The organism is Hypericibacter sp., assembly GCF_050729195.1.
GTDB lineage: Bacteria > Pseudomonadota > Alphaproteobacteria > Dongiales > Dongiaceae > Hypericibacter.
The window spans coordinates 1-11086 of the sequence record NZ_JBOHKS010000011.1; the positions used below are offsets into that span (position 1 = coordinate 1).

Here is an 11086-nt window from a genome sequence, read left to right on the forward strand (position 1 = left end):
TGGTGCTGCCGACAACTCCGGACGCAGGTGAACGGTGCCCGCCGAAGGCCTGTTCAAGCCGGCGCAAAAGACGATAGGATTTTGCGCTCAGGTCGGATCCGGGCATGGGCGGCGCTCCCGTATCGGACCGGCGAAAACAAGAATCAAAAAGCCGTCATAGGGAGGAGTTCGCCATGGAAAAGAATGAACTGCTGGACCGACTGGCTGCGGGCCGTCTGACGCGCCGCCAGTTTGCACGTGCCGCGGCCGCGGCCGGTGTGGGGCTGATGACGTTGCCGCTGCTGGCGCGCGATGGCGCCGCCGAGACCGGGCAGATCGAGTACTATACTTGGGCCACCTACGAAGATCCGAATCTGCACAAGGCCTTCACGGCCAAGTATGGGCATGAACCCAACCATTCCACATTCGGCGAGGAAGAGGAGGCGCTGCAGAAGATGCGCTCGGGCTATCGCCCCGACATCACTCATCCCTGCAGCTACTCGGTGCCGCGTTGGTACGAGGCCGGCATCATCAAGCCCGTCGACACCTCTCGTCTCCAAAATTATGCGGACGTCTTCCCCGAGCTGAAGACGATCAAGGGGACCTCGAAGGACGGCAAGGCGCTGTTCGTGCCGTTCGATTGGGGCAACTCGTCGGTGCTCTACCGCACCGACCTCGTCGACAGCAATACCGATTCCTGGATGCTTCTGTTCGACGAGAAGTACAAGGGCCGGCTTGCCACCTACGATTCCGTCGATGGCGCGGTGTCCTCGGCGGCGCTGGTGCTGGGTTTCAAGAACATCGGCACCCTCGACGACGAGCAACTCGCCAAGGTGAGGGATCTGATGATCAAGCAGAGGCCGCTGCTGCGCTACTACTGGACCGATCAGACCTCGGTCGAGCAGGGCCTGGCCTCGGGCGAGCTGGTCGCAGCCTATGCCTGGAACGCCTCGGTGGTCGCGCTCAAGAAGCAGGGCATCCCGGTTGCCTATATGAACCCCAAGGAAGGCATCCTGACCTGGGTCTGCGGCATGGCCCTGGTCCAAGGGGCCCCCGGCGACGAGCAGGCGGCCTACGATTTCATCGATGCCATGATCGATCCGCAGAGCGGCCAATACCTGATCGACAACGACGGCTACGGCCACTCGAACCGGAAATCCTTTGATCTTGTGAAGCCCGAGCGCCTGGCCGAGCTCGGCCTCAAGGATCCGGTGGCGCTGTTCAAGCAAGGCGTCTTCTTCGAGGAGACGCCGACCGCGTTCAAGGAGAAATACATCCAGATGTTCGAGGCGGTGAAGGCCGGCATCTGACGCCGGCGCGTCGACTGTCCCCTCTCCCGCTTGCGGGAGAGGGCCGCTGGACCGAGCAGCCCCCTCCTTGATCCACCCCCCGCGAAGCGGGGGAGGAGACAACAAATCGAAAGGGGCGCTATAGCCCCGCCACGTCGGCGTCGATCTTGCCGCTTTTGATCTGCACGGTCTGGGCCAGGTCGAGCACATAGATCCGGCCGTCGCCGATGCTCCCCGTGGTGGCCGCATCCCGCAGCGCCTTCACGGCGCGCTCCGCGAGCGCATCGGAGACCGCGAACTCGATCTTGGTCTTGGGCAGGAACCCGACATTGAACTCGGCGGCGCGATAGAATTCGGTATGTTCCTCGCTGTCGCCGAAGCGGCGCACCTCGCTGGCGGTGAAGGCCGCGATGTCGAGCCCGACGAGAGCGTCGCGGACGTCCTCCAGCCGATGCGGCTGGATGATGGCGATGACATATTTCATGTTCTGCTCTCCCCCTTCACATCTCGTAGGCGCGCTGGCCGTGCAGCGAGATATCCAGGCCGACCGTCTCGGTCTTCTCGTCGACCCGCAACCCGATCGTCTTGCCGATCGCGAACAGAATGACCCAGGTGACGGCCGCGCAATAGCCGATGGTGGCGGCCGTGCCCCAGAGCTGCTTCAGGACCTGATCGACATTGCCTTCGACCAGGCCCGGTGTTCCGCCGATCGCCGTGGTAGCGAAGACGCCGGTGAGGATCGCGCCGACGATCCCGCCGATGCCGTGAATGCCGAACGCATCCAGGGAATCGTCGTAGTTCAGCCAGCGTTTCAGTCCATTGGCGCCCCAGTAGCAGGCGGCCCCGCCGATCAATCCGATGGCGAGGCCGCTGGCGGGACCGACATAGCCGGCCGCGGGCGTGATCGCCACGAGCCCGCCCACGGCACCCGAGATGAGGCCGAGACCGCTCGGCTTGCCGCGCAGGATCCACTCGACCACCATCCAGGACAAAGCGGCGCCGGCGGCGGCGATCTGGGTCACGGCCATCGCCATCCCGGCCCGTCCGTCGGCGGCGAGCGCCGAGCCCGCATTGAATCCGAACCAGCCGACCCAGAGCAAAGCGGCGCCGACGACCGAGAGCGCCAGGCTGTGCGGCGGGAAATGCTCGCTGCCATAGCGCAGGCGCTTGCCGATGACGATGGCGGCGACGAGCCCCGCGACGCCGGCATTGATGTGCACCACGGTGCCGCCGGCATAATCGAGCACGCCCTCGGTCGCGAGGAAGCCGCCGCCCCAGACCCAATGGCAGATCGGAGCATAGACCAGCAGGACCCAGAGCGCGTTGAAGACGAGCATGGCGGAGAATTTCATGCGGTCCGCATAGGCCCCGGTGATCAGCGCCGGCGCGATCACGGCAAAGGCCATCTGGAAGGTCATGAAGACCGATTCCGGGATCGTGCCCACGGTCGAGCCGACCTCCATGCCGTCGAGGAACAGGGCGCTGAAGCCGCCGATGAAGGCGTTGCCTGGGCTGAAGGCGAGGCTATAGCCGGCGATCATCCAGACGATGGAGGTGAGCGCGCAGGTCGCGAAACATTGGACGAAGGTGGCAAGCACATTCTTCTTGCGCACCAAGCCGCCATAGAACAACACAAGGCCCGGCACGGTCATCAGGATGACCAGCGCCGTCGAGGTCAGCATCCAGGCGGTGTTGCCCGTATCGATGGCGCCGCCCTGGGCCCAGGCTGGCTGCGCCATCAGGACGAGGACAGACAGAATCACAGCACCAACCCCCATGCTCCGCCCGAACGGAGCATGTCTCCCAGCCAGCCAGGTCATGATAGTCCCCCCAGTTGCGATACCTCATCGTCCCCTGGGAAATTAAGCCGTCACCCAAGTGTCACGATGCTCGACCCGTCATTCGATATCCGCCGGACGCCGGGTTGTTGGCACCGATCATGTCGCTCTGGGCCGGTATTGGCAAGATTGGGCCATACCGCGGAGATGGCGGCTGTCGAAGAGTCACTTGTAGGCGACAGCCGCGCTCGAGGGGCCCATCAGGGGAATGACCTCGAAACGTCGAAAGCCGGCCTCGCGGCACCAGCCGGCGAAGTCGGAGCCCGAATAGTCGAAGGCATCGCCGAACTCGATCAGCATATTGAGAGACATCAACAGGCCGAATGCGTTCTCGCGGCGCGCATCGTCGATGAGAGCCTCGATGACGACGAAGGCACCGCCCTCGGGCAGCGCATCATAGGCTTTGCGAATCAGGATCTTCTTCTTTTCGAGATTCCAATCGTGGAGGATCATCCCCATCGTGATCACGTCGGCCTTCGGCAGTGGGTCGGCGAAGAAATCGCCGGCCATGGCCACGACGCGGTCGCTGAGTCCGGCCTGAGAAATTCGCCGCGTCGCAATCGACACGACATTGGGAAGGTCGACGCTGGTGCAGCGCATATGTGGGTGGGCGGCCGCCACCATGCAGGAGAGCTGCCCCGTCGCGCCGCCGACGTCGCACAGCGTGCGATACCGGGAAAAATCGAACTTCTGCGTGAAGGTTCTGAAATTGCCGGCGGAAATGCCGGACATGGCGTTCATGAACTGCTCGAGGCGCTCAGGAACCTCGTAGAGCTTGGCGAACATCGACTTGCCGGAATTTTTCGTCTCGTTCTGCGGCCCCCCAGTCTTGAGCGCCTCTGTCAGATCCGCCCAGAATCCATAGAGGCGAGCGTTCGCCATCTCGAGAATGCCACCGATATAATCGGGACTATTGCGGTCCAGAAACTTGCCGCTCTCGGCGGTGTTGGTGTAGGTGGCGTCGGCGCCGTGGCCTTCACGCCGGAGGAAGCCGAGCGCCACGAGCGCGTCTGGAAAATCCGGCACCGCGCGGGGGCTAAGCTCCAGGGTCCGAGCGATCTCGGCGCCCGTCATCGCCCGCTTGGAAAGCTCGCTAAAGAGCCCCAGCTCGACCGCGGACAGAAGCGTCTTCGAAGCGAAAAATCCCATCCCCACTTGGAGGATGTGGGACGGATTCAAATCAGACATTGGGCGCCCCCAAAGCTTCGACGGCGCCGCTGCGCCGGGCTGACGCTGGGCGTAGGAATTTGAGCTCGCCGCCTTCCGCCAGCGGCGTTTGTGGTCTCAAACTGTCGAGATGTCAATTACGCCGGCCAACTATCTGATTACGAACGGCGCCAGCAAGAAAGAGGAGGGAGCGGACGGCCGGGCATGCTGGGTCATTGAGCAACCGCGTTTGGTCAAAAATGTTCGAGTCTTGCCTTGACCGTGCCACAATCACAGGCTGTATAATAAACAACCTATGGTGGTGTCATGCGTGATCGGAAAATTGCGATGGGCCTTGTTCGCCGTCAACAACGGCGCCTATGTACCGCGGCTGCCTTTCTTCTTGCTTTGACGATCGTCGTCGGCGGGGCCATCGCCCAGGATGCCGAGGACTCGCATCCGACCCTCGGTACCATCCCACCCTTACAACCGCCTCCATGGGTCGATGAACGAGACGATGTGGTCCGCTTCCGGCAATGGTTGCTGGACGGGCGCTTGGCCGTTGCCGGCAATACGGCACCGAGGGAGAACGGCTATCTCCGCATCATCGATCCGAAGACGATGGCCGAAGAGGACTATTACATGGTGGGCGGGGACGGTATCGGCCCGATCAACCGATTCACACCATCCGTGGTCGTGATCGGTGACGCGGTCTTTTTCCTGAACAGCTACGGGAATCTGATGCGCGCCACCAAGCAGCAGAGGTTGATGGCCCATATCGATCTTGGTTTGGGGACCGAGGAATATGCAACCGCAGCGTCAGGTGTGATTCTTGCGGACGGCAATTCCGTGCTCGTTTCCTGGTGGGAGTCCGTTCCTTCGAGGAAGGGATACTGCGGAGACGGCGCGGTCGTTGCGCGTGTGTCGGCGGAGGGTGAGTTTCTCTGGCGTTGGCGGGACCGGCAGGGAGGGGGAAATTTTCCGAATGATATGGTCATTCTGAAGGATGGCACGATGCTGATTCTGATTGGAGGCCGCTCTAACGAATACATGGGTCTTATCTGGTACGCCGCCTGCGAGCATGACTACGAATATCTCGTTGCCTTATCGCCAGACGGCCAGGAGATCGCACGCCGCAGCATTCCTCGCAATCTTTGGCTGGGCCCGCTCAGCCTCGGGTGGGACCAGCAGGAAGTCGTGGCGGCGGCGGGCTATCCCTACAGCGTGCCAGATTATGTCGTACGAATTCGCGTTGGCCGGGGGCAATTGGAGCTCGATCGGGTGCCCATCGCAAGAAACATAACGTCCCACAGAACTGATGGCACTTTCGCGATCTCGCTGGAGACGGGTGGCTATGAGCTTCGCGTTCCTGGCGTCATTGAGGCGATCATTGACGAAAGCGGTAACCTAGTCACAACAAGGCAACTCTGGACTCCGCCGGAGGGCTTTTGTGAGCCCGGCGAAGGTAAAGACGAGGCCTGCTCGAACCCCAAGTCCGCCAAACGACCGCAGCAATAGTCAGTACGCTCAGCGCGGCGATCGGATCATTCATACCAGCCTTCAGGTGGATGATTGGGCGGGCGGAACCGCTCGATCCGTGGCAGTAGCCCGCCGAGCTTGTCGTAGTTCTTCTGTTCTTCTGCGTGGGCGCGCCGCCGATCTACCAATGCATCTTGAAACGCAGTCTTGAAACCATGATCGACGAGCCAGTTTATGCGGTCCTTACCTTGGGGGCCCACGCCGCCGCTCGGTAAGTCAGTCAGCGGTGCATGATGCTCATCGTAGAGACTTTGCCGACGCATCACATCATCGATGGCGCCGTAAATCATGTCACGGGCGTAATCGGTGCTCGTGTTGATCAAGGTATCGAAGATGTGATGCGCAACGTTGTAGTCCTTGATCCGGCGCAGCTGATAATGGTCATAGAAGATCTTTCGCATCAGCGCCCTGGCCTGCCCGATCGTGAGATCTCGGACGCTCTCGGGAATTCCGACAAGGCCGGGATTGCCGCTCAGGTTGTGCCAGGCATCGAGCGTCTGTTGCCTGATTCCATAATTAGTGAGGCCGCCCGGATCGTACTGATTGTTTGAGAGTCCGCCTTCGAGGCTCATGATTTCATCCAGCATGGCTTGGACCCGCGGTCGGCCCGTGCGGCCATGAGGCGGCCAGCTGGTTGTGGTGGGCTGTGCGTTGTCGATGGAAACCGGAGCGACGGCAAGTTGCGGCTGCTTCTCACGGCGAAGCGCGTCGCCAATCTGGTCGGCGAGATGTTTCAGTCCATCGGCAGCGAATTTCGGGCCTTGGGGCGGATTTTGAAGCACCAGACATCTCCAGAAGTCAGGAGTAAAGACATAATTTTACGCTAAAAGCGTAAAACTGTCAATCAAAACCTCAGCCATCGATGCGGTTCGAAATCGCTCACTCTCTTCAGATTGGGACTCTATCGGCGCGCGGCCGATCGCTTGGTGCTCACAAAATGCCTGTTCACCGCTCCGCCGGCCTGAACAGCGGCTCCGGCAGTCCCGGCGTCGCCACCTCGCGCGCGACGAGCGCGCCGCCGAGATCCTGCGCGGGCTTGTCCGCGGTATGGCCGGTGGTGACATAGAGCGTCCGCAGGGCCGGTCCACCGAGGCAGCAGCTCGTCACATTGGGGACGGGGAGCGCGAGTTCCTCCTGGAGCTTCCCGTCCGCGCCGAAGCGCACCACCTTGCCGCCGCCATAGAGCGCACACCAGATCTGGCCTTGGCTGTCGACCGTGAGCCCGTCGGGAAATCCGTCCGCGGCGGCGAAGCGATGGAACTCCTCCGCTTCGCCGAGCCTGCCGCTCGCCGGATCGAGTGCATAGACCAGTATGCGCCCGCCCATGCTGTCGCTGAAATAGAGGCGGTCGCCCTTCGGACTGAAGGTCGGGCCGTTCGAGACCACGAAACCGCTGTCGCCGACGCGCCAGTCGCTGCCTGAGCGCGCGCAATAGAAGATGCCGCGCGGCAGCTTCTCCCTGGCGTCGAGCGTGCCGACCCAGTAGCGCCCCTGCCGGTCGACCTTGGCGTCGTTATAGCCGATGGCGGCGCGGCCCTGATTGGGGTCGCCGAAGAGAGCAAGCTCGCCGGTCCGTTGATCGAAACGATAGACGCCGTTCTCGAGCGCCAGCAGGAAGAGTCCGTCGGCGCAGAAGGCCACCGAGCCGATCGATTCATGGCCGGCGATGATCCAGTCGCGCTGCTGGCCCGAGGCGGGGTCGCGGCGATGGAGGGTCGGCCCGTAGAAATCGATCCAATAGAGCGCCTGCTCCTGCGGATGCCACAGCGCGCTTTCGCCCAGCTTGTCGCGGGTCTGCGAGACGATCTGCCACTCCGACGCGGACGCTGTCATCGCGGGCGGTTCCTTTCCTGGCGGCGGTGCTTGAGTTCCCGGCCGCGCAGGGTAGAGTTCCTGCCAGGGGCTCACAAGTGCGGCCGCGGGTCCGATATTCCGGAAATCGCGCGGGCGCAAGGATCGGGGAGAAGAACAAGGGTGACCAGCGACGTCGCGGTGCGCCTCAAGGGCGTCAGCAAGAGCTTCGGACCGGTCGCGGCCGTGCATCCGCTCGACCTCGAGATCCGGCGCGGCGATTTCCTCGCCATCCTCGGCCCCTCGGGCTGCGGCAAGACCACGCTCCTGCGCATGATCGGCGGCTTCGTCGAGCCCAGCGCCGGCCGCATCGAGGTCGATGGACAGGACGTCACCGATCTCGGTCCCGAGCGCCGTCCGACCAACATGGTGTTCCAGGGCTACGGCCTGTTCCCGCATATGAATGTGCGCCAGAACGTCGGCTATGGGCTCAAGCTCAAGAAGCTGCCGGCCGACGACGTCTCGCGGCGCGTGGCTAAGGCGATGGCGCTGGTGCGGCTCGAGGAATATGGCGAGCGGTCGGCGACCGAGCTTTCGGGCGGGCAGCAGCAGCGCGTGGCGCTGGCCCGCGCCCTCGTCATGGAGCCGCGCGTGCTGCTGCTGGATGAGCCGCTGGCGGCGCTCGATCTCAAGCTGCGCCAGGCGATGCAGGAGGAGCTGCGCCGGATCCATCGCGCGATCGGCGGCACCTTCGTGTTCGTGACCCACGACCAGGGCGAGGCGCTGGCGCTCGCCAACCGGATCGCGGTCATGAATGCGGGCCGGGTCGAGCAGCTGGGCGCGCCCGAGGAGATCTATTTCGCGCCCGCCAGCCGCTTCGTCGCGGGCTTCATCGGCGAGGCCAATCTGCTGAAGGCAAGGCGCAGCGGCGGACGGATCGGGGCCGAATGCGGCGTCGAGTTCGCCTCGCCGGGCACCGACGGCCAGGTCGCGATCGTGATCCGCCCCGAAGCGGTGAAGCCGCTGACCGAGGGCGGCGGCGCCGATCTCTCGGTCACGGGCGTCATCGAGGAGGTCGTCTTCCTCGGGACCCACAACAAATATGTGCTGTCTCTCCCCAGCGGCGAGAAGCTGACCGCGCAGGACCGTCCGCAGGCCCGCCGCATCGAGGTCGGGCAGTCCTTGCGGGTCGGTTGGGCCCAGGCCGAGCAGCGGGTGCTCGAGGATCGTCCCGGCGCCCTTTGATGGCAGCCGACGCCTGGCACCTGGATTGGCCCCATGGCGCGCTGGAGGTTCAGCCGCCGGGCGGCATGATCGGGCCCCTGCGCTTCAAGCTCAAGAGTGGCCGCCACCTCTCGATCTTCGCGGTGGCGCCCTGGTCCGATGAGACCATCCCCGTCGATGCGCCCGCGATACCGGGCCATCTGAAGCGGCTGCGCGGCGCCTTTCCCTGTCTGCCCTTCGGTATGGCCAGCGAGCCGGGCGCGCTGGCGCCAGCCTGGCGCGGGATGCCCTTCACCGAACAGGCAGATCCACCGCACGGATTTTGTGCCAACGAGAGTTGGCGCATGGTGGCAACCTCGGATGTGCCTCTGTCGCTGCGCTACGATTATCCGGTCGACCACGCGATTGCGTCGATCCGCCAGGAGATCCGCCCCGATCCAGCGCGGCCGGTCGTGGACATCGCCATCGAAGTGATCGCGCGCCGCGCGGTGCGCTTGCCGTTCGGGCAGCATTTCATCCTGCGGCTCGATGAAAACATCGAGTTGGAGGCGCCGGAATTCGAGTTCGGCCTGACCTATCCCGCGATCGTCGAGCCGGACTTGATGCTGACGGCGCCGGGATGCGAGTTCGGCGTGCTGAGCGCCGCGCCGGCGCGGGACGGCGGCACAATCGATCTGACACGCTTCCCTCTGGGCAAACCGTTCGAGGATGTGGTGCAGCTCTGCGGCATGCGGGGACCGGTCACCGCCATCGATCGCGCTGCCCGGGCCACGGTTCGTATCGAGTGGGATCGCACGGTGCTGCCGTCCTGCCTGCTCTGGATGAGCAACAAAGGCCTCGGCGACTATCCCTGGCAGCGTCGTTTCACCGGCCTTGGCATCGAACCTTTGGCAGCCGCGTTCGATTTCTCGACACCGGTCTCGAACGCCGCCAACCCCATCGCGAAGCGCGGCATCGCCACGACGATCGAGTTCACGCCGGAGCGAGCATGGAAGACACGGTTTCGGGTGGAGGCTGTGGAGGGAGGCTAAAAGTAGGGTAAAAAAGACCAAAACCCCTCCTCTTGCGGGAGAGGACTCGCTAAGTATACGCTCATTGCGGGTATAATTTCCGCATAAGAGTATTAGAGTCGGAAAGGGGCGGCGACCATGAAACTGGGGGTAATCTTGACGGCCTCGATGACGGCAATCGGCCTTGTTGCCATCATGGGAGCCACCGCGACAGCCCAGACCTCGTCGGTGGGGAATCCGCAGCGACGAACGCTCCCAGAGAGGTGAACATAACCGCCGACTCAGCGCCAGGCTGGCTGCCCTCCATCACACAAGAGCAGCAGGTTCTCAAGAGAACGGGCGACTACTTTTCCGCACTCGACAAAGAGCAATATCAGCAAGCCTACGCGATGATGGCCGAAATCAACCGCCAGACACAGCCTCTTGAGCAGTTCATCCGGCAGAATCATGAGTTCCACGAACAATCGGGCCCCCTGATCGAACGGCGTATATTGAAGGTCACTTGGACGAAGGACCCGGCTGACGCTCCCTTCCCCGGGGTTTATGCGGCTGTAGACATCGCCGCCCGCTTTGGAAATGTGGATCGGTATTGCGGCTATGTGGTCCTTTATCAGAGGCCGCTCGGTGCCGATTTCCAGGTCATGCGGGAAGAGAGAAATTTCATCGACAACGCCTCCGCGGAGAAAATCATCCAGCAGCAATCCCGCGCTGCCCTTGACAGCAACTGGGCCGCGTTGTCGGCATACTGCCCCAACTATGAAGCGACGGCGTCTCCCGCATCCGCGCCCTGAGCGATAGCGATCACTCTCTACCTTCACAGGGGTAAGGGATAAGAAAAGCGCGGGACGTCGCGTTACACCCGCTTCCCCATCGTCACCCCGCCATCGACCACGATGAGGTTGCCCGTCATGAAGGACGACCGCGGCGAGGCGGCGAAGAGGATCGCTTCGGCAACCTCCTCGGGCTGCGCGACGCGGCGCAGCGCGGGGTAGGCCTCCCACACCTTGCGCGTCGCGGCGGGGTCGGGCGTGGCCTCGAGGCTCTGGCGCATCATGTCGGTCTCGATCGGGCCGGGGCAGACGCAGATCGCGCGCACCGCCGGCGCCAGCTCGATCGCGAGCGCCTTGGTCAGGCCGATGACCGCACCCTTGGTGGCGCAATAGGTCGAGATCCCGGGATAGCCCAGGATCCCAGCGTCGGAGCTTATATTGACGATGACGCCGCGCCTATCGCGAAAGGGCTCGAGCAAGGCCCGCGTGATTATCCAGGG

Annotated in this window: 11 protein-coding genes; 5 read left to right on the forward strand and 6 right to left on the reverse strand. The window is 63.3% G+C overall.

The window, feature by feature from the left end:
- Nucleotides 1-173 precede the first annotated feature (173 nt).
- Nucleotides 174-1289: an ABC transporter substrate-binding protein gene (locus tag ACREE8_RS00550; RefSeq protein ID WP_431571020.1), complete on the forward strand. Its 1116-nt coding sequence runs from the start codon at nt 174-176 to the stop codon at nt 1287-1289.
- A 118-nt stretch (nt 1290-1407) separates the two neighbouring features.
- On the opposite strand, the gene ACREE8_RS00555 is transcribed toward ACREE8_RS00550, so the two are convergent.
- The 3 genes from ACREE8_RS00555 to ACREE8_RS00565 form a co-directional block, all read right to left on the reverse strand.
- The gene (locus ACREE8_RS00555) at nt 1408-1752 is read right to left on the reverse strand and encodes a P-II family nitrogen regulator (protein WP_431571021.1); all 345 of its coding nucleotides are present in this window, start codon (nt 1750-1752) and stop codon (nt 1408-1410) included.
- Nucleotides 1753-1768: 16 nt separating this feature from the next.
- Nucleotides 1769-3007: an ammonium transporter gene (locus ACREE8_RS00560; protein WP_431571030.1), complete on the reverse strand. Its 1239-nt coding sequence runs from the start codon at nt 3005-3007 to the stop codon at nt 1769-1771.
- Between the two features lie 264 nt (nt 3008-3271).
- Entirely contained in the window at nt 3272-4294 is a 1023-nt protein-coding gene (locus ACREE8_RS00565) for a methyltransferase (RefSeq protein ID WP_431571022.1), read from the reverse strand.
- Between the two features lie 285 nt (nt 4295-4579).
- Here ACREE8_RS00565 and ACREE8_RS00570 point away from each other — a divergent pair, with 285 nt between their 5' ends.
- Entirely contained in the window at nt 4580-5770 is a 1191-nt protein-coding gene (locus ACREE8_RS00570) for a hypothetical protein (RefSeq protein ID WP_431571023.1), read from the forward strand.
- Between the two features lie 26 nt (nt 5771-5796).
- Here the strand turns inward: ACREE8_RS00570 and ACREE8_RS00575 are convergent, their stop codons facing one another.
- Both ACREE8_RS00575 and ACREE8_RS00580 read right to left on the reverse strand, forming a co-directional pair.
- Nucleotides 5797-6573, reverse strand: coding sequence for a glycosyl hydrolase 108 family protein (locus tag ACREE8_RS00575; RefSeq protein WP_431571024.1), 777 nt, complete (start codon nt 6571-6573; stop codon nt 5797-5799).
- A gap of 163 nt (nt 6574-6736) precedes the next feature.
- Nucleotides 6737-7624 (reverse strand): SMP-30/gluconolactonase/LRE family protein, encoded by an 888-nt coding sequence (locus ACREE8_RS00580; RefSeq protein ID WP_431571025.1) that lies wholly within the window; start codon nt 7622-7624, stop codon nt 6737-6739.
- A 141-nt stretch (nt 7625-7765) separates the two neighbouring features.
- Between ACREE8_RS00580 and ACREE8_RS00585 the strand changes: the two genes are divergently transcribed.
- From ACREE8_RS00585 to ACREE8_RS00595, 3 genes are all read left to right on the forward strand, one after another.
- The gene (locus ACREE8_RS00585) at nt 7766-8827 is read left to right on the forward strand and encodes an ABC transporter ATP-binding protein (RefSeq protein ID WP_431571026.1); all 1062 of its coding nucleotides are present in this window, start codon (nt 7766-7768) and stop codon (nt 8825-8827) included.
- Complete coding sequence (locus tag ACREE8_RS00590; protein WP_431571027.1) at nt 8827-9837, forward strand: hypothetical protein; 1011 nt, start codon at nt 8827-8829, stop codon at nt 9835-9837. Before ACREE8_RS00585 ends, ACREE8_RS00590 begins: the two co-directional genes overlap by 1 nt.
- 242 nt (nt 9838-10079) lie before the next feature.
- Complete coding sequence (locus ACREE8_RS00595; protein ID WP_431571028.1) at nt 10080-10607, forward strand: DUF4019 domain-containing protein; 528 nt, start codon at nt 10080-10082, stop codon at nt 10605-10607.
- 62 nt (nt 10608-10669) lie between these two features.
- Here ACREE8_RS00595 and ACREE8_RS00600 read toward each other — a convergent pair.
- Nucleotides 10670-11086 (reverse strand): SDR family NAD(P)-dependent oxidoreductase (locus tag ACREE8_RS00600; protein ID WP_431571029.1); only part of this gene is annotated, 417 nt, incomplete at its 5' end.

Excerpts from the sequence above, each read along its gene's own strand:
- ACREE8_RS00565 (WP_431571022.1), bottom strand. The coding sequence starts at position 4,294 with ATGTCTGATTTGAATCCGTCCCACATCCTCCAAGTGGGGATGGGATTT.
- ACREE8_RS00570 (WP_431571023.1), top strand. The coding sequence starts at position 4,580 with ATGCGTGATCGGAAAATTGCGATGGGCCTTGTTCGCCGTCAACAACGG.
- ACREE8_RS00550 (WP_431571020.1), top strand. The coding sequence starts at position 174 with ATGGAAAAGAATGAACTGCTGGACCGACTGGCTGCGGGCCGTCTGACG.
- ACREE8_RS00580 (WP_431571025.1), bottom strand. The coding sequence starts at position 7,624 with ATGACAGCGTCCGCGTCGGAGTGGCAGATCGTCTCGCAGACCCGCGAC.
- ACREE8_RS00555 (WP_431571021.1), bottom strand. The coding sequence starts at position 1,752 with ATGAAATATGTCATCGCCATCATCCAGCCGCATCGGCTGGAGGACGTC.
- ACREE8_RS00560 (WP_431571030.1), bottom strand. The coding sequence starts at position 3,007 with ATGGCGCAGCCAGCCTGGGCCCAGGGCGGCGCCATCGATACGGGCAAC.
- ACREE8_RS00590 (WP_431571027.1), top strand. The coding sequence starts at position 8,827 with ATGGCAGCCGACGCCTGGCACCTGGATTGGCCCCATGGCGCGCTGGAG.